The organism is Arthrobacter sp. TS-15 (assembly GCF_006964045.1).
Lineage (GTDB): Bacteria > Actinomycetota > Actinomycetes > Actinomycetales > Micrococcaceae > Arthrobacter.
On record NZ_SDXQ01000002.1, the window covers coordinates 1 to 26,390 of the forward strand.

Annotated in this window: 21 protein-coding genes and 1 tRNA gene; 10 read left to right on the forward strand and 12 right to left on the reverse strand. The window is 63.1% G+C overall.

Annotated features, from left to right (window positions below):
• Positions 1 to 43 precede the first annotated feature (43 nt).
• Together EU811_RS00260 and EU811_RS00265 are read left to right on the forward strand one after the other, a co-directional pair.
• Positions 44 to 535 carry a DUF2306 domain-containing protein gene (locus tag EU811_RS00260; protein WP_142936535.1) on the forward strand — a complete coding sequence of 164 codons (492 nt, stop codon included), beginning with the start codon at positions 44 to 46 and terminating at the stop codon, positions 533 to 535.
• 340 nt (positions 536 to 875) lie between these two features.
• A complete protein-coding gene (locus EU811_RS00265; protein ID WP_142936536.1) occupies positions 876 to 2,150 on the forward strand; it encodes a Fic family protein in 1,275 nt (424 codons plus the stop codon).
• Positions 2,151 to 2,422: 272 nt separating this feature from the next.
• On the opposite strand, the gene EU811_RS00270 is transcribed toward EU811_RS00265, so the two are convergent.
• Both EU811_RS00270 and EU811_RS00275 read right to left on the reverse strand, forming a co-directional pair.
• Positions 2,423 to 2,499: transfer RNA gene (locus tag EU811_RS00270), tRNA-Thr, on the reverse strand.
• 144 nt (positions 2,500 to 2,643) lie between these two features.
• Positions 2,644 to 3,522 carry a DsbA family protein gene (locus tag EU811_RS00275; protein WP_187697047.1) on the reverse strand — a complete coding sequence of 293 codons (879 nt, stop codon included), beginning with the start codon at positions 3,520 to 3,522 and terminating at the stop codon, positions 2,644 to 2,646.
• A 176-nt stretch (positions 3,523 to 3,698) separates the two neighbouring features.
• Between EU811_RS00275 and EU811_RS00280 the strand changes: the two genes are divergently transcribed.
• From EU811_RS00280 to EU811_RS00300, 5 genes are all read left to right on the forward strand, one after another.
• The gene (locus EU811_RS00280) at positions 3,699 to 5,192 is read left to right on the forward strand and encodes an alpha,alpha-trehalose-phosphate synthase (UDP-forming) (RefSeq protein ID WP_142936537.1); all 1,494 of its coding nucleotides are present in this window, start codon (positions 3,699 to 3,701) and stop codon (positions 5,190 to 5,192) included.
• Positions 5,182 to 5,979: a trehalose-phosphatase gene (otsB, locus tag EU811_RS00285; RefSeq protein ID WP_142936538.1), complete on the forward strand. Its 798-nt coding sequence runs from the start codon at positions 5,182 to 5,184 to the stop codon at positions 5,977 to 5,979. The genes EU811_RS00280 and otsB overlap by 11 nt, the downstream gene beginning before the upstream one ends.
• 207 nt (positions 5,980 to 6,186) lie before the next feature.
• Complete coding sequence (locus EU811_RS00290) at positions 6,187 to 7,269, forward strand: ABC transporter ATP-binding protein (RefSeq protein ID WP_142936539.1); 1,083 nt, start codon at positions 6,187 to 6,189, stop codon at positions 7,267 to 7,269.
• Between the two features lie 93 nt (positions 7,270 to 7,362).
• Positions 7,363 to 8,967 (forward strand): beta-N-acetylhexosaminidase, encoded by a 1,605-nt coding sequence (locus EU811_RS00295; protein WP_142936540.1) that lies wholly within the window; start codon positions 7,363 to 7,365, stop codon positions 8,965 to 8,967.
• Complete coding sequence (locus EU811_RS00300; protein WP_142936541.1) at positions 8,964 to 10,379, forward strand: DUF4032 domain-containing protein; 1,416 nt, start codon at positions 8,964 to 8,966, stop codon at positions 10,377 to 10,379. Before EU811_RS00295 ends, EU811_RS00300 begins: the two co-directional genes overlap by 4 nt.
• 62 nt (positions 10,380 to 10,441) lie before the next feature.
• Here the strand turns inward: EU811_RS00300 and EU811_RS00305 are convergent, their stop codons facing one another.
• A complete protein-coding gene (locus EU811_RS00305; RefSeq protein ID WP_142936542.1) occupies positions 10,442 to 11,143 on the reverse strand; it encodes a GntR family transcriptional regulator in 702 nt (233 codons plus the stop codon).
• Positions 11,144 to 11,268: 125 nt separating this feature from the next.
• On the opposite strand from EU811_RS00305, the gene EU811_RS00310 reads away from it, so the two are divergent.
• Entirely contained in the window at positions 11,269 to 12,498 is a 1,230-nt protein-coding gene (locus EU811_RS00310) for an amidohydrolase family protein (RefSeq protein WP_142936543.1), read from the forward strand.
• 82 nt (positions 12,499 to 12,580) lie between these two features.
• Here the strand turns inward: EU811_RS00310 and EU811_RS00315 are convergent, their stop codons facing one another.
• The 7 genes from EU811_RS00315 to EU811_RS00345 all read right to left on the reverse strand — a co-directional run bounded on the left by EU811_RS00315 (position 12,581) and on the right by EU811_RS00345 (position 22,274).
• Positions 12,581 to 13,072 carry a pyridoxamine 5'-phosphate oxidase family protein gene (locus EU811_RS00315; RefSeq protein WP_142936544.1) on the reverse strand — a complete coding sequence of 164 codons (492 nt, stop codon included), beginning with the start codon at positions 13,070 to 13,072 and terminating at the stop codon, positions 12,581 to 12,583.
• 105 nt (positions 13,073 to 13,177) lie between these two features.
• Positions 13,178 to 14,395, reverse strand: a complete 1,218-nt coding sequence (locus tag EU811_RS00320) for an MFS transporter (protein ID WP_238703239.1) — start codon at positions 14,393 to 14,395, stop codon at positions 13,178 to 13,180.
• A gap of 374 nt (positions 14,396 to 14,769) precedes the next feature.
• Positions 14,770 to 16,215, reverse strand: a complete 1,446-nt coding sequence (locus tag EU811_RS00325; protein ID WP_142936546.1) for an FAD-binding oxidoreductase — start codon at positions 16,213 to 16,215, stop codon at positions 14,770 to 14,772.
• 147 nt (positions 16,216 to 16,362) lie between these two features.
• Positions 16,363 to 18,285: a glycoside hydrolase family 13 protein gene (locus EU811_RS00330; protein ID WP_142936547.1), complete on the reverse strand. Its 1,923-nt coding sequence runs from the start codon at positions 18,283 to 18,285 to the stop codon at positions 16,363 to 16,365.
• A 2-nt stretch (positions 18,286 to 18,287) separates the two neighbouring features.
• A complete protein-coding gene (locus tag EU811_RS00335; protein ID WP_142936548.1) occupies positions 18,288 to 19,220 on the reverse strand; it encodes a sugar ABC transporter permease in 933 nt (310 codons plus the stop codon).
• On the reverse strand, positions 19,220 to 20,878 hold the full coding sequence (locus EU811_RS00340; protein ID WP_142936549.1) for an ABC transporter permease subunit: 1,659 nt from the start codon (positions 20,876 to 20,878) through the stop codon (positions 19,220 to 19,222). Before EU811_RS00340 ends, EU811_RS00335 begins: the two co-directional genes overlap by 1 nt.
• Before the next feature lie 97 nt (positions 20,879 to 20,975).
• Entirely contained in the window at positions 20,976 to 22,274 is a 1,299-nt protein-coding gene (locus tag EU811_RS00345) for a sugar ABC transporter substrate-binding protein (RefSeq protein ID WP_142936550.1), read from the reverse strand.
• Between the two features lie 210 nt (positions 22,275 to 22,484).
• Between EU811_RS00345 and EU811_RS00350 the strand changes: the two genes are divergently transcribed.
• Both EU811_RS00350 and EU811_RS00355 read left to right on the forward strand, forming a co-directional pair.
• Positions 22,485 to 24,230 carry a glycoside hydrolase family 13 protein gene (locus tag EU811_RS00350; protein ID WP_238703240.1) on the forward strand — a complete coding sequence of 582 codons (1,746 nt, stop codon included), beginning with the start codon at positions 22,485 to 22,487 and terminating at the stop codon, positions 24,228 to 24,230.
• 20 nt (positions 24,231 to 24,250) lie between these two features.
• Positions 24,251 to 25,273 carry a LacI family DNA-binding transcriptional regulator gene (locus EU811_RS00355; RefSeq protein WP_142936552.1) on the forward strand — a complete coding sequence of 341 codons (1,023 nt, stop codon included), beginning with the start codon at positions 24,251 to 24,253 and terminating at the stop codon, positions 25,271 to 25,273.
• Positions 25,274 to 25,280: 7 nt separating this feature from the next.
• On the opposite strand, the gene EU811_RS00360 is transcribed toward EU811_RS00355, so the two are convergent.
• Both EU811_RS00360 and EU811_RS00365 read right to left on the reverse strand, forming a co-directional pair.
• Complete coding sequence (locus tag EU811_RS00360; protein WP_274595825.1) at positions 25,281 to 25,802, reverse strand: GNAT family N-acetyltransferase; 522 nt, start codon at positions 25,800 to 25,802, stop codon at positions 25,281 to 25,283.
• Positions 25,795 to 26,289, reverse strand: coding sequence for an SRPBCC domain-containing protein (locus EU811_RS00365; protein WP_142936553.1), 495 nt, complete (start codon positions 26,287 to 26,289; stop codon positions 25,795 to 25,797). Before EU811_RS00365 ends, EU811_RS00360 begins: the two co-directional genes overlap by 8 nt.
• Between the last annotated feature and the right edge of the window lie 101 nt (positions 26,290 to 26,390).

Consider the following 26,390-nt stretch of genomic DNA (forward strand, 5'->3'; position numbering starts at 1 on the left):
TACACGATCCGGTAAGCCCCATCCGACTCGCTAGGCTGGCCACATGCCTTCGCCGTGGACTTTCCTGATCGCCCTGCATGCCATCGCAGCGGGCTACGCCCTGATCTTCGGCGCAGTGAACCTGCTCCGCCGCAACAAAGGCAGCGCAGCGCACAAGATCCTGGGCCGCATCTGGGCGGTAGCCATGTACATCGTGGTCCTCACCTCCTTCGGGATCCGGACCATCGACGGAGGATTCAACTGGCTCCACGCGCTATCCGTCCTGACGTTCTGCACTCTGACCACGGGCCTGTGGTGCGTCCGCCGCGGCAACATCCGTGCCCATCAGCGGTTCATGAGCGGCAGTTACTTCGGCCTTGTCGGAGCATTCATCGGCGTCGTGGCCGTGCCTGACAGGCGACTCCCCCAAATGGCCATACACGACCTTGCCGGCCTCACACTCTGGGTAGCTGCCGTGGCCCTTACAGCCGGTCTGACCGTCGCGGGGCTGTTGCAGCTCCGACAGAAGGCCAGCGTTGCCCGTGCAGACGGTTGAATGTCCGTCCAGTCGTCCCGGTACGCTGGCGCTAATCTCGAGCGCTTGGCGAGACGGGATGCATGAGACGCCACCGGCGACACCACTCTGCTTGCCGGTTGCGTCGCGCTTCTCCGAAGCCACCGCGACGGCCATGGGCTGGACGAAAGCCACCGACCTGGGCACCGGCCTGGCCGACGTAAAGGCCGGCACGTCCGACGCGTACTACCCGGCGAACCCTGCCACGGTCACCATCCATGTCCACGGAGCCGACACGCCCCGATGTGAGAACCAACACCACAGAAATTCTCATTTTATCCCCATATGAGAAAATCAAGTAAGTGTCTTCGCAAAGGAACAAATGGCCTCACAGTCTCGACAGCCCCGCGGCATCTCTGCCGGCGGAGAGTTTACCGCCAGCGCACACCCCGAACCGGGCGCCTCCCTGACCACTGGTGTCGGAGGTTGGCCAGCCATTGGCTACGAGAAACATCCCTGGGAAACCGATCCTGACCGCGGCGCTTCCCGAAGGCAGCGGCTGCTGGCCCGCGACCCTTACGAGGCCGCAGTCGCCCCCGAGATCGCCCGCCTGGACCCGGCCATTGATTCCCGCACGCAGGCGCTGGTAGAAGCCGCCACGGTGGAGATGGTCCGCTTCGACGCCGAGCTGGGCCGGGAAACCACCCCGTTCGCGGCGCTGCTGCTGCGCAGCGAGTCCGCTTCCAGCTCCCAGATTGAGAATCTGACAGCCAGCGCACGCAAGATCGCCCTGGCCCAGCTGGGTGACACCTCCAGTACAAACGCCTCACTGATCGCCTCCAACGTCCGGGCCCTGCAGGCGGCGATAGACCTGTCCGAGGATCTGTCGGCGCAGAATATTGCGGTCATGCATCACTCCCTGCTGAACGCCTCCGACGAAAACATCGCCGGCGAGTACCGGGACGCCCAGAACTGGATCCGCGGCAACTCCCCTCACACTGCCGAGTTCGTCCCGCCCCATCCAGACAAGGTGATGCCGGCGGTGGAGGACCTGGTGGCCTTCATGCTGCGCGATGACATCCCGGCACTGACCCAGGCGGCGATCGCGCACGCCCAGTTCGAGACCATCCACCCGTTCGCCGACGGCAACGGCCGCACCGGGAGGGCCATCGTCAGCGCACTGCTGCGGGCCAAGGGCGTTACCGAAAACGTCACCGTGCCAGTGTCCTCAGGGTTATTGACGGATACCGGCCTGTACTTCGATGCTCTGGGCGCGTATCGCGAAGGGGACATCCAGCCGATCGTGGAGCGCTTTGCGGAATCCGCTGTCCGGGCTGTGGACAACGGCCGGCAACTGGCGGCAGACATTGAGGCGGTAGAGGCAAGCTACCGGAAACGTCTGGCCGGTAGTCCCTCATCCGTCCGCAAGGTCCTGCACCTGATACCACGCGAGCCGGCACTGACCGCTGAGATGGTCGCAGAACACACCGGAGCATCCCTGGCCACCGCGTACCGCGCTGTCGAACGGCTGGAGGAAGCCGGTGTCCTGTCATCCGCCGGCAAAATCCGCGGCACCCGCGTCTGGGTGGCGCCGGACATCATCACGGCCCTGGATGCCTTCGCATACCGGGCAGGACGCCGGAACAGGCACCGCTGAATTCTAAAGCGCTCAACACGTTCAGGCTGCTGAGCTCCGTCACGGAACCCTGGACGCTTCCGAATTCGGGACATTGGACATCCGGGTCATACGGTCGGCAACCACAGACATGCAGCCGTGAAAGACGTCCGTCCTCCACCGACTGCCGGTCCCATCCAGACGACACGTCCACCAGTGAGCGCCGTCGCTGTGTTGAAGGCCTGCAGTGCCGTGCATCGCAAACAAGAAAAACCCCTCCGTTCCGGGCAAAATCGCCGGAATGGAGGGGTTCGTGGAGCCCCCTGTCGGATTCGAACCGACGACCCCCGCTTTACAAGAGCGGTGCTCTGGCCAACTGAGCTAAGGAGGCACGCTTCGGTTACCCAAAGCAAAGCGCGAAAGAGCGCTAGATAAGGTTAGCCCAGACCATCCCCGTCAACGAAATTCGCTGCCAAGCAGCAGCGGCCGGCCACCCGCAAAGGGTGACCGGCCGCCGTCGTGCATTCCGCGAGGGTTAGCCCTTGGCGGTGATTGCCGTCTGGATCTCAGCGTTCAGGTCGGACCTGCCGTCCCACTGCTTGCCGTCGATGAATACGGTGGGAGTACCGGTGACGCCGATCGCCGCAGCTTCCTGGGTGGCAACCTTCACCCACGGACGGAACTGCTTGCTGTCGATGCAGGAGTCGATGTTGGCCGCACCGATTTCGGTGGCCATTTTTTTCAGGTCGTTGTCGGAGATGCCCGCTCCACCTTCAGCCGGCTGGCGTTCGAAGAGCAGGTTGAAGAATTCCGCGTACTTCTCGGGCGAGGAGTTCACTACGCAGGCAGCAGCGTTGGCTGCCCGTGAGGAGTAGTTGGTGGTGGACTGGCGGTCCAGGAAGCCGAGGGCACGGTACTCGAGGGAGATCTTGCCTTCGTTGCGCAGGTTGGTGAGAGATTCGCCGTAAGCGGTCTCGAACTGCTTGCAAACGGGGCAGATGAAGTCGATGTAGGCAATGACCTTGACGGGCTTGCCGGCCTCGGCCTCGCCGCCCGGAACGGTTACCGTAGCCGGCTTGGTTTCCAGGGGAGCCGGGACATCAGCGACGTTGACTGTGGCAGGTTCCGATTTCACCACTTCAGTGTTGGCCAGCAAAGTGATGCCGCCGTGAACGTTGCCGTTCGCCGGGGTGGGACCCTGATCGGCCACAGGCGCATTGTTGTTCTGGGCTCCAATGAACGCGAAGGCAATGACGACGATGATGACCACCACGGCCGCCACGATTCCCCAGCCGACAAGAAGCTTGTTGCGCTTCTCCTTCTTCAGCTGTTCTTCGCGGATTGCGCGCGCTTTCTCCCGCGCCTGGGCGGTTCTTTCGGCCTTGGACAGGCGTGATTCGTTTGCGGGGCTCATCAGTTCCTCGGGGTATTCGACGTCAACGTGCATAGCTTGGGGCAACGGGGCCAGTTTACGGGAGCAAACTTGAAGGTTTACCCACGCCCATTGACCCTGTTGTTGAACGATCAACTGCCCGGGATGATTCCGCTAGTAGGCTGGGAGGTGAATCACAGCAACCTTAGGGAGCATTGATGCAGGATTTGGCAAGTGAAAAAGTCGAGGCCGAACAAGGCACCCGGGCTTCTCCTACGAAGAAGCCCACGGCAACCAAGTTCGACTTCATGGTGGTCTCCAACAGGTTGCCGGTGGATCGCATCAGCGATGACAACGAGGAAAGTGGCTGGCGCCGCTCACCCGGCGGCCTGGTCACGGCCCTGGCGCCCATGATGACCAAGAGCGACGGCGCGTGGGTGGGTTGGCATGGCGCCCCTGACGAAACTGTGCGGCCGTTCAGCCACGAAGGCATGGACCTGCTTCCGGTCCAGCTCAGCACCGACGACGTTGAGCTGTTCTACGAGGGCTTCTCCAATGCGACCATTTGGCCGCTGTACCACGACGTCATTGCGCCGCCGGAATTCCACAGGACCTGGTGGGATTCCTATCGGAAGGTCAACAGGAAGTTTGCCGACGCCGTTACCCGGCACGCTTCCGAAGGCGCCACGGTGTGGGTCCAGGACTACCAGCTGCAGCTCGTTCCGAGGCTGCTGCGCGAATCCCGCCCGGACCTGAAGATCGGCTTCTTCAACCACATCCCGTTCCCTCCCCCGGAGATCTTTGCGCAGCTCCCGTGGCGTCGCGAAATCATTGACGGTTTGCTCGGGGCAGACCTTCTGGGCTTCCAGCGCCCCAGCGATGCCGGCAACTTCATGAGATCGGCCCGCAGGTTCCTGGGCGCAAGCGTCAAGCAGCAGCAGGTCCACGTCAAGGGCGCCGACGGCCAGGTCACCCACATCGCGCGGGCCCAGGCCTTCCCGATTTCCATCGATGTCGCCCAGATCCGCGAGCTCGCAGACCGGCCGGACATCATTGAACGCGCCCGGCAGATCCGCAAGGACCTGGGTAACCCCAAAACCATCCTCCTGGGCGTGGACCGGCTGGACTACACCAAAGGCATCCGGCACCGCCTCAAGGCTTTCGAAGAACTCCTGGCGGATGGGCACATCAAGGTGGAGGATGCCACGCTCATCCAGGTGGCAAGTCCCAGCCGCGAACGGGTGGAGCAGTACCGGCTGCTGCGCGAGGAAATCGAAGGCACCGTGGGCCACATCAACGGCACCTACGACACCATCCAGAACACCGCGGTGCGCTACTTGCACCACAGCTACCCGGTGGAGGAGATGGTCGCGTTGTACCTCGCGGCGGACGTCATGCTGGTCACCGCGCTGCGCGATGGCATGAACCTTGTTGCCAAGGAATACGTGACCGCCCGTCAAAACGACGACGGTGCACTGGTCCTCAGTGAGTTCGCCGGTGCTGCCGATCAGCTCAAGCAGGCATTCCTGATCAACCCCCACGACATCGATGGCCTCAAATCGACAGTCCTGAAGGCCATCACCCTGGATCCCAAGGAAGCCCGCCGCCGCATGAAGCTGATGCGCAAGCAGATTCTGGATCACGACGTCGATCACTGGTCAGCTGAGTTCCTGGCCGCCTTGGAGGAGAAGGTGGTCCGTGATGACAGCTGAGAGCCTTTCACTGTCACCTGAGCTGCTGGAAGCCGTCCGGCGCATTTCCGGCACCGAGCACCTGTTGGTTGCCCTCGATTTCGACGGCACCCTCTCCCCGCTGGTTGACCGTGCGGAGGACGCACGCCCGCTGCCCCGGTCCGCCGCGGCCTTGGAGGCCCTGGCACAACTACCGCGCACGACGACGGCACTCATCTCAGGCCGCGCACTGGACAGTCTGCGGCTGGTCGCCTCGCCTCCCGCCGGTACGTTGCTGATCGGCAGCCACGGCGCTGAGGTCTGGCTGGGCGAGGGCTCTTTGGGCTTGGAACTGGACGAGGAACAGCGCACAAAACTGGCCGCGGTGCGTGAGGTTCTTGCCGAAATCGTGAACATCGCCCCGGGGACGTTGCTCGAGGACAAGCCCGCCGGCGTCGTCCTTCACACCAGGATGGCCGACGACGACGTTGCCGAAGACGCCGTAGAGGCCGCGATGCGGGTCCTCCGGGAGCACCCGGGTGTCTACCTAAAAACCGGCAAGCGCGTGCTGGAGACCTCCGTAGTCCATGCGTCCAAGGGCGAGGCTGTGGAGTTCCTCCGTCAGGCCACCGGCGCGACGGCAATCCTATTTGCCGGCGACGACGTCACTGATGAGGATGCACTGGGCCGGCTGATGGGCGACGACGTAGGCATCAAGGTAGGCCTGGACTTCACCCAAGCCCAGTATCGGGTGGAAGCCCCTGTGCACGTGGCGGAGCTGCTTGAGGCCTTGCTTCGCGAGCGGCGGCAGGTCACAGCGGGGGCCTGAGGAAGTGACGAGCACAACTTGTGACGTTCGTAACATTTAGGTGGTTAGTCAAAAAGTCTGACATACTCTTGGGTGTGATGTGACGCACAGTACCGTGCGGCGTCACACGATCCTCCCCGGCCATTGGCCGGGGAGTTCAACTGAAGAAAAAGAACCATTCACAACGGATCGTCCGGCACGTACCTGCCGGTGAAGGGATTGATAACTGTGGCTACAGTTACTTTTGATAACGCTACGCGTCTGTACCCGGGCACAGATAAGCCCGCCGTCGATAAACTCAACATCGACATCGCCGATGGCGAATTCCTGGTCCTCGTTGGACCCTCCGGTTGCGGTAAGTCCACCTCCCTGCGAATGCTCGCAGGCCTTGAGGATGTCAACGCCGGCCGTATCCTGATCGGTGATCGCGACGTCACGGACGTCCCGCCGAAGGACCGCGACATCGCGATGGTCTTCCAGAACTACGCCCTGTACCCGCACATGACCGTTGCGGACAACATGGGCTTCGCACTGAAGATTGCCGGCGTTTCCAAGGAAGAGCGCGCCGAGCGTGTCCGCGAAGCCGCCAAGCTCCTTGACCTTGAGCAGTACCTGGACCGCAAGCCGAAGGCACTCTCCGGTGGTCAGCGTCAGCGTGTTGCCATGGGCCGTGCAATCGTCCGTAACCCCCAGGTCTTCCTCATGGATGAGCCGCTGTCCAACCTTGACGCCAAGCTCCGTGTCCAGACCCGTACGCAGATCGCATCCCTGACCCGCCGCCTGGGCGTCACCACCGTTTACGTGACGCACGACCAGGTAGAGGCCATGACCATGGGTGACCGCGTTGCTGTGCTGAAGGACGGCCTGCTGCAGCAGGTTGACACCCCGCGCAACCTCTACGACCGCCCGCAGAACGTCTTCGTTGCAGGCTTCATCGGCTCCCCGGCCATGAACCTGCTGGAACTGCCGGTTGTTGACGGCGGCGTTCAGTTCGGTGGAACGGTCTACCCCGTGCCCCGCGACGTCCTCCAGGAAGCACACGGCCAGACGGTTACCGTTGGCTCGCGTCCTGAAGACCTCGAAACGGTCGGCAACGGCGAAGGCCTCCAGGTTGAGGTTGACGTTGTTGAAGAACTCGGCGCCGACGCCTACGTCTACGGCCACACCATCCTTGATGGCAAGAGCCACGACATCGTTGCCCGCGTCGATGGCCGCCGCCCCCCGATGAAGGGTGAGTCCATCTTCGTTCGTCCGCAGTCCGGCCACGTGCACCTGTTCGACACGAAGACCGGCCTCCGCTTGGGCGACTAATCCCGCCGGCTAGTACATCCGCATTTTGATAGCGGCCCGACCCCTCCAGGTCGGGCCGCTCTCGCGTTAACCTAACTCCTGCGAAAGAATGGCATGAACACGACGGACACCCTGATTCCCCGCCCCTCCCACGTCGCACTCCTGGATGACCCGGCCTTCACGCTTGCCTCCACGGCACGGATCAGCGCGATCGACTCAACTGTGCCGGTTGCCGAACAGCTGGCTTCACTGCTGCGCGGCGCCACAGGTTTCGCGTTGCCTATTGTTGAGGACGCCCGCCCCGGCGACATCTCGCTCGAGTTGGCAGAAGCGTTCGACGGCGGCCCCGAGGCATATGTGCTTATTGTCGCCGAATCCGGTGTCGGGGTAACCGCTTCCACTCCTGCCGGACTCTTCTACGGCGTCCAAACACTGCGGCAACTCTTCCCCGCGGCCATCGAGTCCGGGAGCCGGAGCCACAGTGCAGGCTCCGGCGCAGACGGCGCCTGGGTGATTCCCGCCGTCGAGATCGCAGACGCACCGCGGTTCGCGTACCGCGGGCTGATGCTGGATGTTGCGCGCAGCTTCTTCACCGTGGACCAGGTGAAAGAGCAGATCGACGTCATGACTCAGTTCAAGCTAAACGCCCTCCACCTGCATCTCACCGACGACCAAGCCTGGCGCATTGAAATCCACGAGCCCGCGGAGAACCCTTCCGCGCTGCCCTACGCGAATCTCACCGGCGTGGGTGGCCAAGGCGCTGTAGAGGTGTCAACAGCCATCCCCGTGCGGGGCCACGAAGGCTTCTACACACAGCAGGACTTCCTGGACATCCAGGCCTATGCCGCCGGCAAGAACGTCCTGGTGGTGCCGGAGATCGACCTCCCGGGCCACGTCAACGCTGCCCTCGCCGCGATCCCGCAGCTGAACCCTGACGGCAAAGCCAAGCCGATGAGCACCACGGCGGAGGTAGGCTGGTCAACGCTCACCGAAAACTTGTCCGCAACCTACGAATTTGCCCGGGAGGTCCTCGGGCAACTCGCCGCCATCACGGTAGGCCCTTACCTCCACGTCGGTGGCGACGAAGCGAAGGTCACCGAGCACGACCACTACGTCTCCATGGTCCAACAGTTCGTTCGGATCGGCGCAGAAACCGGCAAGACCGTGGTGGGATGGAACGAATTCGCAGCCGTCGAGCTTCCCGAGGGCGCTGTGATCCAGTACTGGCACGGCGATTTCGAGGCCGTGGCACGGCAGGCGGAACGCCATGGGGCCAAAGTGCTCATGTCCCCCGCAGACAAGACCTACCTGGACCAGAAATATGCACCGGACAGCCCCATCGGGCTTGAATGGGTGGAAGGCGGGCCGTTCGACTGGGCCGACTACTACAACTGGGATCCAGCGCAGGGCGGTCTGAAGGACCACCACATTCTGGGTGTCGAGGGCGCATTGTGGTCCGAGACAGTCCGGGACAACCAGCAGGCCCAATGGCTCCTCTACCCGAGGGCTGTCTCTTTGGCGGAAGTCGCGTGGTCCGGTCAGGAGGTTCGCAACCCCGGTGACTTCCGACGTCGGCTGGGCGCCTTGGGCGAGCGGCTCGCCAAGCAAGGTGTCGCCTTCCAGGAAGCGCCCGACGTCGAGTGGTCCGCCGTGTCCCAGTGGCCGTTTCCCGAGGCAGAAACATCTTCCCCTCCCAAGTACGGAACAATTGAGGCATGAGCGAGCAAAACGAAGCCCAGTGGCACGACGAACCCACCGACTACGGGCAGATCGGCAAGCTCCCCCGGAAGGAAGCCGCCAGCGCGCAGGACACTGCACCTCCCGCCAGCGTCATCGGGTCCCTGAACATCACCGCGGCTGCTGCCGATCCTGAACTGCTGGATCTCCCATGGCACATCGCGCTGGAGGACTGGCCTGCCGAGAACCTGGCGGCACTGCCCCGCGGTATCTCCCGGCACATCGTGCGTTTCGCCCATTTGGGTGGCTCGGTCATCGCCATCAAGGAAACCTCGGAGCACGTTGCCCGCCACGAGTACCACATGCTGCGGAAGCTGGCCCGGCTGGACGTTCCCTGCGTGGAGCCGGTGGCTGTCATCACGGGCAGGACCACCGCGGACGGCAGGCCGCTGAACCCGGTCCTGGTCACGCGGCACCTGAAATTCTCCATGCCGTACCGTGCGCTGTTTTCCCAGATGCTCCGCAAAGACACCTTGACGCGCCTCATTGATGCCCAGGCGCTGCTGCTGGTGCGCCTGCACCTTGTGGGCTTCTACTGGGGTGACGTTTCACTGTCCAACACCTTGTTCCGCCGTGATGCCGGCGCCTTCGCCGCTTACCTGGTGGACGCCGAAACAGGCGAGCTCTACCCGGACCTCTCCATGGGTCAGCGTGAATACGACCTCGAAATCGCCCGCGTGAACATCGCCGGTGAACTGATGGATTTGCTGGACGGCGGACTCATCGAGGAAAAGGTGGATCCCGTAGCCACCAGTGAGCTGATCATGGACAGCTACCGCCGGCTCTGGACTGAGCTGACGGAGAAGGAATCCTTCGAGCTCGGCGAGAGGTGGCGCGTGGCCGCCCGCATCCGGCGCCTCAACGAGCTGGGCTTTGATGTGGAGGAGTACGCCATCAAGACCACGGCGGACGGATCCACCATCCAGCTCCAGCCCAAAGTGGTGGACGCCGGTCACCACCAGCGTCGTTTGCTGCGCCTTACGGGCCTGGACGCCCAAGAGAACCAAGCCCGCAGGCTCCTCAACGACATGGACCAGTTCCGCGCGGACAACAACCCGGACCTGGACGAGGAAATCAGCGCCCACATTTGGGTCAGCCAGATCTTCGAGCCCATTGTGCGTTCCATTCCGCGTCATTTGGCCGGAAAGCTGGAGCCCGCGGAAGTGGTTCATGAGGTGTTGGAGCACCGCTGGTACATGAGCCAGAAGCAGGACAGGTACGTGCCCCTGGCCGAAACCGTTCAGTCCTACCTGGACACCGTGCTGCAGCACCGCCGCGACGAGGCAGCCATCATGCTGAACCCGGACACGGAGCTTCTCAAGATCCTTGAAGTTGAGGTTGAGGAGTCCGGCCGGTACGACGACGAGGACGAGTACCCGGACGCAGACGACTAACGAGTTTTTGTACAGCTAATGCCCCTAAGAGGGCTTCTAAAGGGCGTTAGCTGTACAAAAACTCACGGTTCCAGTGTCTCGGCCAGCCCGGCCAGGACGGGTTCGCGGCCCAACTCGATGTGTGAGTACGCCAGGGAGTAGGCCAGATCCGGCTTACCCTTCAGGATGGCGTTGCAGAGTTCGGTGTGTTCGTCGCGTTGGAGCTCATTGCTGCGGTTGTGGGCCAGCCCAAAGATCCAGCGCATGCGCCCAAACAGGGGTTTCACGGATTCAATGAGCAGCCTGTTACCGGACAGGCGCACTATTTCGGCGTGGAGCTCGGCGCTGATCAAGGCGACGTCGTCGGTCCGTTCGTCGTCGATTGCTGCCTTGGAGGCCTCCATGAGTTCCACCAGCCGACCGCCGTCGCTGCCTTCGGCCACACGCGTGGCAGCCATGCGCGCGGCGAACGTCTCCAAGCAGAGCCGAACGTCGAAAAGCTCGTTGACATCCGTGAGGGTCAGTTGGCGCACCACGGCACCGCGGCGGGGGAAAGTTGCCACAAAGCCGTCCTGTTCCAGGCGCTGGATAGCTTCGCGCACGGGAATGCGGGAGACGTTGTAGAGCTCCGAAAGTTCACGCTCGCGCAACCGCATACCCTGCGCGTACGTTCCCGCGACGATGCCTTCCAACACCAGTTGGTAGACGTTCTCCGCGCGGGCCTCTTCATCGCGGCCATTCCCGTTCTCCGGCATCGCCTCAGCCACTGTCAAACTTCCCTTCATGCAGTCGCCAGTCCTTTGAGTGACGCTCCCCCTACGCTACTTTGGTATACAAGAATTTCACAGCACCCGCGTTTCGTTAACACGGGCGTCGGCGATCAACAGACCTGCCATCAGAGGAGCAACCATTGAATACCCTGATCCGCGCCGTCCGCCCCTGGGGGCAAGCGCTCAGTGACGTCACGCTCGTCGCTGGCGAAGCAGGCGGCAAGATCACCGCCGTCGAACCACACAACCCTGCGCGCGTGGTCCCGGATGGCGTCACTGTTGTCGAAGGACGTGGGCGCCTGCTGCTGCCATCGTTCTCGGATGTCCACGTTCACTTGGACTCCACCCGGATCGGCCTCCCGTTCCGGGAACACACCGGCGGTCCGGGTGTGTGGACCATGATGATGAACGACCGCCTGAACTGGCGCAACGCCGAGGTCCCGCTGCAGGATCGCGTGAATGACACCCTGGGACGGATGATCGCCAGGGGCACCACGCGGGTCCGCTCCTACGCCCAGGTTGATGTGGACTGCAAGCTGGAGCGCTTCGACGCCGTTGCTGCCGCCAAGGAGAAATTCGCTGGTCAGGCATCCGTTGACATCATCGCGTTCCCCCAGGCTGGTCTGTTGTTGGAGGAAGGGACGGTGGAACTCATGGAGGAGGCGTTGAAAGCAGGCGCCAACGTGATGGGCGGCATCGATCCCTGCACCTTGGACCGGGACCCCGTCAAGCACTTGGACATCGTGTTTGGACTGGCAGAGAAGTATCAGGTTCCCATCGACATCCACCTTCACGAACCGGGCGAGCTGGGCGTCTTCAGCACCGATCTGGTGCTGGAGCGGACCAAGGCGCTGGGCATGCAGGGCAAGGTCACCATGTCCCACGCGTACCAGCTGGGCAGCGTCAACGAGGCCACTACACGCAGGCTCATTGATGCCTTCGCTGAGCTCGATGTCTCCCTGGCGTCGGTTGCTCCTTCTGCTGCCGGCCAGTTGCCCATCCCGCTCCTTACCGAGGCCGGTGTTCGTCTGGGCTTGGGCGAAGATGGCCAGCGCGACTACTGGTCCCCCTACGGCAACACGGACATGCTGGACCGGACCTGGCAACTCGCTTTCACCCATGGCTTCCGCAAGGACCAGCTGATCGAGCACTGCCTGGCCATCGCCACCATCGGTGGGGCGAGCATTCTTGACCCCGGCGCAACCAGGCTGGAGGACACCTCCCATCGTCCCGGCGTCGAGGTCGGTGACCCGGCTGAGCTGCTCCTGGTGGACGGCGAAACGGTAGCCTCCACGGTGATGGACCGCGGCAAGGACCGCACTGTCATCCACGCCGGAAGGGTGGTAGCTGACCAGCTGGAACTCGTGTAGCGGCCGCGGAGCCCGCTCTTGTTCGATTCCTCGCCGTTCAACGGTATTGGGGGCGGATAAGGGCGGGTTTTCGCTTTAAGTGCTACTCGCCGCGTGCCGTGGGAGCGCCATCCAGGGGCGACCACCACGTCGCCGGGGGCGTCACTTTGAAGCGGCGCCCGGTCACTTCGCTAGGCGTGATGCGGATGAACTGGTCCTTCTGCCCCGCCTCCCAAGGGAACAGCAGGAGACCGACCGTATCAAGCACGTCCTGGGTCAGTCTTACGGCAGAAGCGTGGCCCTTGACCACCACGCTCCACGCCACACCTGTTTCGGCATTGACGCCGTCGGCTTCGATGGCAACCGGAGCATCGCCCAGAGCTGCATGAAGTTTGGTGCCTTCACCGGTCCGGAACACCAGGGTCCCGTGATCAACTTTGTAATTCACGGGAAAGATGTCCGGGTGATCCTGCACCACAACGGCGAGCCTGCCCACCGAGACACTGCGGAGGAGCTCCCAACACTCGTTGGTCTCCAGGACTTCAGTAGCGGGCGTTTCCGGCTGATTTGTACCTGTTGCTGCTGAGTTGGTCATATGGCCGAGGATACGCCGCCGGGCTGCTGCCCGAACAGGCCCTTCCCCGGTTTCCGGGCAATCGGACGCGGTGCCCGCCTCTGCACAATCCTTCGAATAGCCGGGTTATCGAACCACCGTGGCTTTGGTAGTTGCTTGCTCAGGAGGCGCCGCCCGCTCCGCTGACTCCGTTGCCTCCAGGCTGACGAGGGGTCCACGGATAGCAAAGAATCCTGCACCTGCCAGCACTACGGCCTCCGCGGCGAGCGCCCAGAACGTCAATGCCCAGCCGCCGGTGATGGTGTGCAGTACCCCGGCACCCAGCGGGCCGAGGGACGCCAACGCGAAACCAAATCCCTGGCTCATGGCGGAGAGCCTGCCCGCCGATTGCGGCCCATCGGAGCGGATCACCACCAACGCCATGGCCAGCCCGAATCCAGCGCTTTGGACAATGCCGAGGACGCCTACTGCGAGGAACTGCAGCTCAAGTGGTGCCATCAGAACTCCAAGCAGCGCAGCTGCCACGGACAAGCCAAGGCCGGGCGCCATGATCCTGAGGATGCCGGGGCGGCCAGCGAGCACGGGAGCCAGCAAACTTGCAGGCAACCCAGCAAGACTGAACCACGCCAGCAGGGCGGCAGCATCGGCTTGTGCGAGCCCTCGGGATACCAAGTACACCGCCAACCAGGACGTGATCGCGAAGTAGAGCATGGCCTGGAGTCCGAAGAACGCTGTCACCGCCCACGCCGTGCGTTGCTTCCGGAGCGGAGTGACCACATCAGTGGCTCCGGTGACGGTGCCCGCAGTGGTGGGTGCCGCCGTCGGGCGTCCTCCGGATCGGTGGATCAGGAACGCGCCGATCAGCGCTGGCACCGCCCACACGGCGAGCGCTGATGCCAGGTTTCCACCGAAGGCCTGCTCCAATGGCTGGACCAGCCCGGCACCCAGCGCAGCGCCGAGGCCGAATCCCATGGTGCACAGGCCAGTCCACCAGCCGGTGCCGCGGTTGGCTTTGACGATCTGGGGCACCAGCACGCTGGCTGTCATGATCGCCATGCCGGCCAAGAAGGTTCCGGGCAGCAGCAGTGCGGGCACCGTCGCCCGAATGACCAATGCCGCGGCCAGAACCAGCAACGCCACCGCGACGGCACGACCTGTCCCGAGTCGTTGAGCCAGCCATGGCCCAATGGGGCCGGAAATACCAAAGGCCAATACCGGCAAAGTGCCCAGTACTGGAAGCAGGGACGGATCCAGGCTGAACACTCCCGGCACCTGATTCATCACCCCGGCAACGGTGGTAATGGCCGGTCGAAGATTGACGGACACCATGACAAGCGCGATCAACGCTAGACCCACCCTCAGCCTCGGATTCAGTAAAGATCCAGCCTGCCGCTTCTCGCGCACGTCATTCCCCTCATAGCAACTTTGGTATACCAAGTAAGACTATGAGGGGGATGACGTAAAGTAAATACGTCGTTCTGAAAGGAAGTGCAAGAGTCAGAATGCAACCACTCCGAGTCTGGAATACCAAGAAGCACACGTGCGGTCCGCCAGAGAGTTGGAGGTGATAGAGCGTCACACCCAAACACGCGAGACGTGATAGAGCGTCACACCCAAACACGCGAGACGTGAGAGAGCGTCACACCCAAACACGCGAGACGTGATAGAGCGTCACACCCAAACACGCGAAACGTGATAGAGCGTCGCCGGACCACGGATCAGATAGCTTTTCCCGGATTCAGGATTCCCTGCGGGTCGAACAGCTCCTTGATCCGCCGCTGCAGCTCACGCAGCGGTTCGGGTTGCTCAAGCCCGAGCCAACGCAGCTTGTATTGGCCCACGCCGTGCTCGCCTGTAATGGTGCCGCCCATGTGGAGGCCTACGCGGATTGATTCGTCCAGGGCTGCGTTGAGTCGTTGGAGTGCGTCTGCGTCGGTGGCGGGGTCTACGCGGTCCATCCAGAACGTGGGGTGCAGGTTTCCGTCGCCGGCGTGTGCCACTACTTTGAGTCGAACCTGGAATCGGGCGGCCATAGCCTCGAGTTCAGCCACGAAGTCCACCAAGCGCGAGCGCGGGACGGCGATGTCTTCGCCCACCCTGAATTCGTCGTCCACTTCGACGCCGCGACTGTTTCTGCGTAGTTCCACCAGCATTTCGGCTTCTTCGCTGGCTTCAGTGGTGACTGTGGCGCCGCCGTCGGCGAGTACTTTCCGGACGACGTCGGCTTCTGCGGCCGCTCCGAAACCGTCGGTTTGGATGAGCAGCAGGGATTTGCCGCGCTTTTGGAGGTCGCTGCCGTTCAGTTCGTCCAGCTGCACCAAGGTGCCGTTGTCCAGGAGTTCCATGATGGCGGGCTGTACGCGGGCTTTGCCTACTGCAAGCACACCAGCGGCGGCGCTGCGGAAGTCCTGGTAGAAGGCGGCGATCGTGTGGATTTCGCGCGGCAGGTATTTGAGCCGAACGGTCACTCCCACCACAATCCCCAATGTTCCTTCGGAGCCCACCAGTAACGCGGTGAGGTCGTAGCCCGCCACGCCTTTGAAGGTTTGGTGGCCGGTGTGCATCAGGGAGCCATCGGCCATGACGACGTCCAGGGCGAGCACGGAGTCGCGCGTCACGCCGTATTTGGCGCAGCGCAGTCCTCCGGCGTTGGTGGCCACGTTGCCGCCGATGGTGGACATTTTGTAGCTGGCCGGGTCGGGCGCGTACATGAGCCCGTGCTCGGCGGCAGCGGTGTTGAGGTCGGCGTTGATGACGCCGGGTTCGACGACGGCGGTTTCGTCGTCGGGGTTGAGGTCCAGGATGCGGTTCATCCGTTCCAGGCCCAGGACGATGCAGCCTTGGGTGGCGTGCGCTCCCCCGGAGACGCCGGTTCCTGCACCCCGGGCGACGATGGGCACTTGGTGTGCCGCGCAGCTGCGAACGATGTGTTGCACGTCTTCGACGGACTCGGCCCACACCACAGCGAGCGGCAGGTGCCGCTCCAGCAGCGGTCCTTGATCCATGGAGTATACGGTGAGGGTTTCTTCATCCTCGGCCACCTGCCCGGCACGGAGTCCGGCCGCGAGCTCTTTCAGGAATACTTGTTGGCCTGCCGAGAGCCGTGAGTGTTCCCGGCGGCCCGCGGTCCAGGTGTTGATGCTTTCCTCTGATGTTCCGGCCATAGCCGTTTCGTCCGACACAGTGGTCCCTCCACGTACGCACCGCGGACACGCCAAACCGGCAGTCTTCGCAGTGTTTTAGTGCTCCCAGTCTAGCCAGCCCGGAACGCTAGCCAGCCCGGAACGGCAGGGCACGGCCACGGCCGCCGGCTACCCGGTGGCGAGCACCGTCCCCGGCAGCGCCCAGATTCCTGCGGAGACACCTTCGGCACGTAGGCAAACATCGTCGACGCCGGATGGTCCGGCGGGTGCGGAGCTCGCCGTTCCGGAGTGGTGCAGTGGCGGGGCGAGTAACGCTTCGAGCTGCTGGCTGGAGAGGACAGCGTTGTCGAGGACCACCTCGGCCGTGTCCCTCGCGACGAATACCAGCGCTGAAGATTCCAAACTTTCCCGGATGAAGACCAACGCGTCGCCCTCGGCGTGCAGCCAGCGCACCCCGCCTTCAGTCAGCGACGGCAGTTCCCTGCGCAGCCGCGCAAGGTTGGCGTAGAGGGACCGCATGTCCGTCCGCACGCGGCTACCATCAGCCCATGGCATGGGCGTCCTGGAGTCCTCGCCGTTGAACCCAACAAACCCGAACTCGTCGCCGGCAAACATGACCGGAACTCCTGGAAGGCAGAAGGTGAGGGCGGCACCCACAGCAGGACCGCCGTCGACCATCACCGTTGCCGCGCGTGCGGTGTCGTGCGTATTGAGCGCGTTCATATTGTTTTGCAGCACACCCCAGCTAAATCCCGCGGCGAGGTCCAGATGTGTTGCCAGGAAGTCCTCAGCATCGATCTTGTTGGGCCCGGATTGCGGTGAGCCGAAGAAGTTCACGTTCGGTGCATCTTTGGCGAGCCAGGACCACAACGGCCGGGTCAGGTGGGAGTACGTCATGGCTCCCTGCCAGTGCTCGCCCGTGAAATCCGGAGAGGCATCGGAGGTGGACTCCGCCAGCAGGGCCGCGTTCGGGTTGATTTCGCGCACCCGGTCCGCAATGAGCCGTGCCACGTCATGGTTGAGGTCCACCGCGCCCAGACGGCCGGTCATGTTGCCGACATCGATCCTCCAGCCATCCAGATTGAACGGCGGCTTGAGCCAGCGTGCCACCACGGAATCATCATCCGTCACGAAACGTCGGCGGAGTGCATCGGAGGACCAGTTGAACTTGGGCAGTGACGGCACGCCCCACCACGACTCGTAGCTGGAATGGTCGGGGCTGAAGTAGTAGTAGCCAGCTTCCTCCGAGCCGGGATCCGCGAGCGCCTTGACGAACCATTCGTGGGCGTCGCCGGAGTGGTTGGCGGTGAGATCCCCCATGACTTTGATGCCTCGCGCATGTGCAGCTTCCACCAAGTCCACCAGGGCCTGGTCTCCGCCCAGGAGCGGGTCCACGGAATCGAAGGTTGACGCATCGTAGCGGTGGTTGGATCGTGCGGGGAAGAACGGCGTCAGGTAGAGGATATCCACCCCCAAGTCCTGCAGGTGATCGAGCTTTCCCGTGATCCCGGGAAGGTCTCCCCCATAGAACTGGGTGGCTGCCTGCTCGCCTGTCCCCACCACCTGGGCGTCCCAGGAACATGCGATAGCCCAGTGCGGAGTCGGATGATTGCCCGCTTGGGCGGATCGCGCGAACCTGTCAGGAAACACCTGATACATGGTGCCCTTGCGGAGCCACTCCGGAGCCGCCGGGAACGTTGTCAGCCTGAAGTCTGCCGAGTCGGAGACGTCCCGTCGGAACAGGCCTTGGGCGTTGAGGTTCCAGTAGCGCCGCCCAATGGTGCTTCGGCTCGCCACGGTGGCGGCAGCATCGTCGTCGTGCGTTTCAGTGACTTCCAGCAGGAAGCGGTACTTGGCCACCGGGTTTGCCACGAGCATCGCCGCTTCCCACCAGTCCCAGCCATCAGCCGAGCCGAGCCTGATCGCGGCGTCGTAGCGCGGCTCGCCGTCCTGGACGGACCGGACCCAAACCTTCGACGCCGGCCCCCACCCCTGCGGGACGCGCAGCCGGAGCCGGACTGTTTCGCCGAGGGACACGGCATGGGGAGCATAAAGTCCGGATCCGTCATGGTGCGGAAGGGCGATTGGCATGGTCAGCCTTTCACTGAGCCGGCGGTGAGGCCGCTGACGATGTACTTCTGCAGGAAGAGGAACAAGGCCATGACAGGGATGGCCGCGATGACGGCGCCGGCTGCGAAGACGCCCCAGTTTTCGGAGCGCTGCTGGGCCACATAGGAGTAGAGCCCGACGGCGAGTGTCTGGCTGTCAGGATCGGTCAGGACAACGCTGGCGATGACGAACTCGCTGGAGATGCCTATAAACGCCAAGAGACCCACAACAGCCAGGATGGGGGTGACCAGCCGCAGGATGATGCCGAAGAAGATCTGGACGTGGCTGGCACCGTCGATCTTCGCCGCTTCGTCCAAGGACTGCGGGACCGTGTTGAAGAACCCGTACATCAGGTACGTGTTCACGCCCAGCGCGCCGCCGAGGTACACCATGATCAGGCCCAGCTGGCTGCCCAGCCCCAGGGCGGGGATTACTTGCGAGATGCCACTCAGGAGCAGGAAAATCGCGACGACGGCCAACAGTTGCGGGAACATCTGCAGTAAGAGGAGGGTCAACAGTCCCATCCGTCGGCCTTTGAAACGCATGCGGGAGAACGCGTACGCGGCCATGGCGCCGAGGAAAACGGTGGCGGCGGACGTTACCGTACCAACCACCAAGGTGTTCACGAACCAACGGCCGAAAGGTCTGGTGGGATCGCTGAAGAGTGCCACGAAGTTGCCGGTATCGAACCTGGAGAAGAGTCCGTTGGAACCCACCAGGGTGCCGTTGGAATCCAAGGCAGCGGATAGAACATACAGGAGCGGGAACACGGCGAAGATCGTGGTGACGATGCCCACCACATGCCGCCAGCCTTTGTCCTTAAACCAGACCCCGAACGGACGGCGTGCAGGCGCCAGCGGCGATGGGCCGCCGTCGAGCGCTGTTTCCTTGGTGGCGGCCAGTGTGCGTACGCTCATCAGTTCACGTCCTCGAGTGCTTTGGTCTGTTTGAAGCTGATGGCCGAGATAGTGGCCACGATGATGAAAATGATGATGGCCAGCGCGCTGGCCAGTCCGTAGTCGCGCCCTGTGCCTTGGCCGAACGCCACCTTGTACACCAGCGTGATCAGGATGTCGGTGGATCCGATATCGCGATCAGTGTCCGCGAAGCGCGGCCCACCACCGGTGAGCATGTAGATGACGTTGAAGTTGTTGAAGTTGAAGGCAAAGGAGGAGATCAGCAGCGGCGCCACGGACACCAGGAGCAGCGGCAACTTGATGGACCGGAACACCCTCCAGGCCGAGGCACCATCCATGCGGGCGGCCTCGTCGATTTCAGACGGCAGCGATTGCAAGGCGCCCGTGCAGACCAGGAACATGTACGGGAAGCCAAGCCACACATTGACCACCAGCACGCTGATCTTGGCCAGGACAGGGTCCGTAAGCCACCCGATGTTCGCGCCGCCCAAGAGTGTTTGGTTGAGCCAGCCGAACTCGGGGTTGAGGATGCCGGACCACACCAGGCCGGACAGGAAAGCGGGGAACGCATAGGGCAGGATCATCAGGATCCTGTACGCCTTCTTGCCGCGAAGGTCCTCACGGTTGAAGGTGATGGCCAGGAAGAGGCCCATCACAAAGGTCAGGGCAACGGATGCGATGGAGAAGGTGAACGTCCAAAGGATCACACCCAGGAGTGGCCCGCGGAGGCTGGGATCCGTGAAGGCCCGCACGAAGTTGTCCATGCCAACATCGATCTTCCAGCCGGTGGCCAGGGTCTCCCCGTTGGCGTCGGCGAATGCGCCCTTGCCGTTGTCGCGGTATTGGGTGCCGGTATCGGTGTCCGTGAAGGTATCCGTGGCGGCGTCATAGTTCAGTGCCGGCTTGAACTGGTAGGCCGTGCTGCCGTCCGCAGTGCGGAGCGTCCCATCGGCGGGATCGTCCGAAACCGGGACTGTGATCTTCAGGATTTCCTGCTGATTGGCCACGATCTCCTGGAACTTCAGCGTCTGGTAACCCGCCAGGGAGGTGGCCTTGCCTGTCGAGTCTTTGCCGGCTTCCGGGACCTCGGTGAGCGGATCCTCACTGCTGCCGAGTTGTGCCTTGCCAGAGGGATCCGTGAACAGCAGGTAGAAATCACTGCCCTTGGTGAGCACGGACGCCTTGTAAGCAGGCGAGTCCGGGACGCGCTTCTGGGCTGTCATCTGGATGGCCGAAATGGCATCTTCCTTGGTGCTGTTGTGCCCATCGCCGTAGTTGGTGAAGGCGATGTAACCGCTGAACACCACCACCAGGACCTGGAACACCAGCAGGAACAGTACCCCTGGAGCCAGGTACTTGGCCGGTAGCCCACCCCTACGGAGGTAGATCCAGTTGATGGCCAGAACCACCAGTGAAGATACCGCCAACGCGGGCCACGACTGGCTGAGGAACAGCATCATCAGGACGTACACCGCAAAAGCGTCCACAAGTCCCAGCAGGACAACCTTGAGGATGGTGCCCTTGAGGGAATCCGGGTGGCGTACGGGCTTGGCTGTGGGGCGGGCGCCGCTGCCGGTGCGGGCGCCGCTGCCGACGGACTGTTCCGGGCTCGGTTGGCCTTGGGTTGCTGGCAGTTCGCGGAGATCTGGTTTTGGCATTGTGGATCCTTGAGTGAAGCGGTTGGCGACAGGCAGGGCCGGGCGGTGGATTGCCGCCCGGCCCGGGGCAGACCGGTGGAGTTATCCGGTTGTGGTGCTAGCCGCCGATCTTGGACTTGATGCTGTCGGCCATCTTGGTCCAAGCCTCAGCCGGATCTCCCTGGCCCTTGATGATGGCCAACTCGGTGGCGCCCCAGTCAGCCCACACCACACTCATTTCAGGGATGGCCGGCATGGGGACGCCCGTGGCACCGATCTTTCCGAACGCCTCCACAACGGGATCGCTGGCGGCCTTCTCGAACGAGGCCTTCAATGCCGGCGGGCGTCCGCCTGCCGCATACATGGAATCCTGTGCCGACTCGGAGGTGAGGTAGTTGGTGACGAACTCATTGGTGGCCAAGGCGTTGGCGCTCTTGGCGCTGATGAAGAAGCCGTTGACACCGATGAACGGCTGGGCGGGCTCGCCGCCGGCAGTGGGCAGTTCATCCACGGCCAACTTGATGCCCTTCTTCTGGACGTCCGGAACGTTCCACGGGCCTGTCAGGAAATACGGGGATTCTCCGGCCAGGAACTTCTCCTTGGCAATGTCATTGGTGATGTTGGAGTTGATGATCTTCTCGCCGGCATCACCCCAGGAGGCCAGCTTCTTGGCGAATTCGACGCCGGCAGCGTCACCGATGAGGAGCTGCTTTGCGTCATATCCGCCGTCGGCACTCTTGCCGAAGACCTGTGAGCCCATGGAGGACTGCAGCGGATACAGGTGGTAGGGATCGCCCTGTTTCGGATCCATGCCCACCAGGAACGGGAATGCGGCTTTGCCGTCCGCAACGGCTTTCTTGCCGTTGGCCACTACTTCGTCCAGCGTGGCGGCTTTGCTGTCCACGATGCTGGTGTTGCGAAGCAAGGCGATGTTCTCGATGGCGTACGGGACACCATAGACGGCGCCGTTGTAGGTCATGGCCTTGATGGAGGAGTCCTGGAACTGTGCCGCTTTGTCACCCAGCTCAACGGGGGCAATCACACCGTTCTGGACAAACTTTCCAATCCAGTCATGGGGTCCAACAATCAAGTCCGGCCCCTGGCCGCTGGGTACCTGGGTGATGAAGTCGTCGCGCACGGCGGCGAAATCCTTGACCACAAGCTTCACTTCGATGCCGGTATCGGACTTGAACTTCTCCGTGATGTCCTTCAGCGCCGGAGAGCGCTCGGCGTCAACCCACATGGTGATGACACCGGCTCCGGCAGCCTTGAGGTCCGGCTTTGCAGCATCCGAGCTGGGCGTAGTGGAGGCGCTTCCACCGCAGGCGGTCAGTGCCAGGGCAGCGGCCACGGAGATCGCCCCGGCGGCGAAAACACGCCGGGTTGTTTGAGTCTCGAGGGTAGTGTGCACCTTCATTGGTGTCCCTTTCGTTCTTCTTTGCTTCGACGGCAAGGGCTCTAAACCCATCGCATCGCCGGTGACTTTGCTCACAGACTGCAAGCGCTTCCACACACTACAGGTACATACGCGGAATTGAAAAGACCCCACCTTGTAAATCACTCAAAGACAGCACCCTTAGGGCTGGAAGCGTTTACAATTTTGAAAATTCTCTTCTACGATGTGTTCATGTCCGTTGACTCATTGCTCTCGGTTGCGACCCACGAGCCCACTGCAGCTTTCACGCACGTGACCCCCGTCCACCACGCTTCGAAGGCGCACGGATGGTGGCGGTCCGCTGTGATCTACCAGATTTATCCGCGGTCCTTCCGCGACCTCAATGGCGACGGCGTTGGAGACTTGGCGGGTATCACCGCCGAACTGCCGCAGTTGGCGACGTTGGGCGTCGACGCCGTGTGGTTGTCGCCCTTCTACCGCTCACCTCAGCGGGACGCCGGATACGACGTCAGCGACTACTGCGACGTCGATCCCCTCTTCGGCACCCTGACCGACTTCGATGCCCTCATCGCAGAGGCCAACAGGCTCAACTTGCGCGTCATCGCGGACCTCGTCCCCAATCACTGTTCCGAGCAGCACGTCGCCTTCCAGGCCGCGCTTGCCGCCGGCGCCAACAGTCCGGAGCGGGATATGTTCATCTTCCGCGATGGCCTGGGCCCCGACGGCAATGAGCCTCCCAACAACTGGCAATCGCACTTCGGTGGCCCGGCATGGACGCGCGTCATGGAGCCGAGCGGCAACCCCGGCCAATGGTTCCTCCACCTCTTCGATTCCTCGCAGCCGGACTTCAACTGGGACAACCCGGCCGTCCATGCCGAGTTTGAACGCGTCCTCCGCTTCTGGCTGGACCGCGGTATCTCCGGCTTCCGGGTGGACGTCGCCCACGCGCTGGTCAAGGCAGCCGGACTCCCTGACTGGGGTGGACGCGCAGACGGCAACAGCTCCGAAGGCTTCCCGGGACACGACGCACCCATGTTCGGCCAGCCCGCCCTCCACGACATCTACCGCCGCTGGCGCTCCATCCTGGAAGAATACGGACCGGACCGCATCCTCTGCGCGGAAGCCAACGTTGACCCGCTGCCCCGGCTGGCCCAGTGGGTTCGAGCCGATGAAATGCACCAGGCCTTCAACTTCCCCTATCTGCACGCAGGACTGGACGTGAACCGCCTGCGCCACATCATCACCGACTCCCTGATCTCCCTGGACGCCGTGGGGGCCCCGAGCACCTGGGTGCTGTCCAACCACGATGTTGTCCGGCACGTTTCCCGCTTCGGCTACGACGGACCAGGACCCCGCGACGGTGACGGCATCGGCCCCGACGACGTGCAACCCAACGAAGAACTCGGACGACGACGGGCTGCCGCGGCCACCATGTTCATGTTGGGCCTCCCCGGTGGCGCCTACCTCTACCAAGGCGAAGAGCTCGGCCTCCCGGATTCCTCCAGCATTCCCGGCAGCATGCGCCAGGATCCAACGTTCGCCCGTACCGGCGGAGCCCGCATCGGCCGTGACGGCTGCCGCGTTCCGCTCCCCTGGCGTTCGTCCGAACCCCACTCCGGGTTCGGCAGCGGCCTGGACCCCTGGCTGCCCCAGCCCGAGTCCTGGCCCGCCCTGGCAAGGGACAAGCAAGAAGCGGATCCGGCGTCGCACCTTAGCCTGTACCGGCGGATGCTCAAGCTCCGCACCATGCACCGCCTCGGCGAGGGCTCCCTGGCCTGGGTGGAGGACTACTGCAGCGAGACCTCGCTGGCCTACCTCAACGGCAACACCCTGGTGATGATGAACGTCGGAGCCGAGGCAATGCCGCTCCCCGCAGGCGAAACCATCCTGCGGAGTTCCGCGGTGGAAGCCGGCGCTGATCTACTGGCTGCTGATCTACTAGGCTCGGGGGAGACAATCTGGCTAACAGCCAGCTAACTTTTCCACCGAGGAGCAGCATGACCGGCATCAAGGACGTAGCCGAGCGAGCAGGGCTGTCCGTTGCCACGGTCTCACGGGCGCTGAGCGGAAAGGGCAACGTATCCCCCAGCAGCCGGGAACGTGCCCGCTCCGCCGCTGCCGAGTTGGGATTCGTGCTGTCCTATCATGCGTCAAGCCTGGCTTCCGGGCGCACGCACAACGTCGGCCTGGTGGTGCCCTCAGTCCACCGCTGGTTCTTCTCAGCGGTGATCGAGGGCGCCTCCGCGGCGTTGCTTGAGGCCGGCTACGACCTCACCCTCTACAACATCGGTGAAAACCCCGCGCACCGGCAGAGCGTGTTCAACGACTTCCTGCTACGCAAGCGGGTGGACGCAGTCATTGCAGTGTCCTTGGAGCTCAGCGAAGACGAGATCCAGCAGCTTCACGCGGTGCACCGGCCCATCGTGGGCATCGGCGGACCGTTGCCGGGAGCTTCGACTATCAGGATTGACGACTCTGGACTCGCACTGAAGGCCACCAACCACCTGTTGGGCCTGGGCCACACCAAGATCGCGCACATCACGGGTCATGAGGCCTATGACCAGGACTTCCACCTGCCTGGAACCCGCCGCAGCGGTTTCGAGAAAGCAATGAACGACGCCGGCTGCCCGGTCAGGCCGGAATGGATCGTATCCGCGGACTTCACGATAGAAGGCGCTTACTCGGCGGCCCGGCAACTCCTGGCCAGCGCGCCGGAGCGCCCCACAGCCGTCTTTGCGGCGTCGGATGAAATGGCCATCGGCACCATCCTGGCCGCAAGGGACTTCGGCCTGCGCATCCCCGACGACCTGTCCGTCATGGGCATTGACGGGCACGATCTTGGCAATGTCCTTGGCCTGACCACCATCGACCAGGATGCCAAGGGCCAGGGAGCATTGGCCGTCCGGACTCTGCTGGGCGCCATCAACAACGGGTTGGTGCTGGAACCTGCTGATACCGAACACCCCACCAAGCTGGTGGTTCGCACCAGTACCGCGGTGCCGAGGGCCGGCACCGCCTAAGGTGCCTCTACGGCAGCTGCCGTTCCATGACGAGCTCCAGTTTCGATGTGTCCTGCGGATAGGGTCGGCTGGCACCCGTGGTCTGGAATCCGTGGCGCCGGTAGAACGCAAGCGCCCTTGAGTTGTCCTCGTGCACCCCAAGCTCCATGCTTTCGGCCGCGAAATCTCCGGCAGCGGCTTTGCACGCCTCTTGGAGGAGTTCGTCGGCCAATCCCAGGCCACGATGCTCAGGTGCCACATAGACGCTGATGAGCATGGCCTGCAGCGGCTTCTCCGGGATCCGGGGGTGCTTGACCACCACACGCATCAGGCCGCAGAGTTTGCTGTCCTCTTCGCCCGTATCGGCAACCAGGGTGATGCTGGCATCGCCGGACATCGCGGCAGCACGCTCCTGCCACTGGGTGTCTGTTTGCCGGCGGGCCGCGTCCAGGCTCTCCACGTAGGCCATGGGCGTATCCGTGAGCATCTCCAGGCGGACAGCCTTCAACAACGGCCAGTCATTAGCGTGGAGCCTGCGGATCCTAGGCAACTGCTCCGCCCATGAACCTCACGTAGCGCTCCAATACACGGGGCCACCCCTCGGCGTAGGACGTGCGTGAGGCCGCAGGGTCTTCGGCGCCCTCCCAGCCGTCATGGATCAACCGGACTTCAGTGCCCTCCTCCACGGCCCGGAAAACCACGCGGATCTCCGTGGACCACAGGGGCGTACTGGCCGGATACCAGCTCGCGTGGAAGGACAATGGAGGCTGCCAATCGTCGATAGTCCCCCATACTGATGTGCGGCCATCCTCGGCCGTCTCCAGTATCAAGTTCTCTTCGAACTCAACATGAGATCCTTCGCCGTACACACTCTCCTGCTCCAGCGGCCACCACAGATGTGGATGATCGGTGAAACCCTGGAAGGCATGCGAGACGTTGGTAGGAACCACAACAGTAATGATCAGGGGGTCAAGGCCATCGCCGGCCTGTTGGGACGGCTCGGGCTCCGACTCTGGGTGGCTGAAAAGATTTTCCATGACCACCAACTCTACCGGGGGCGGAAGGTACACAGGTGGGTTAAAGTCGAAGAGCCCCAGCCAGTGGCTGGGGCTCTTCTCAATGGTTGTCCGGCGGTGTC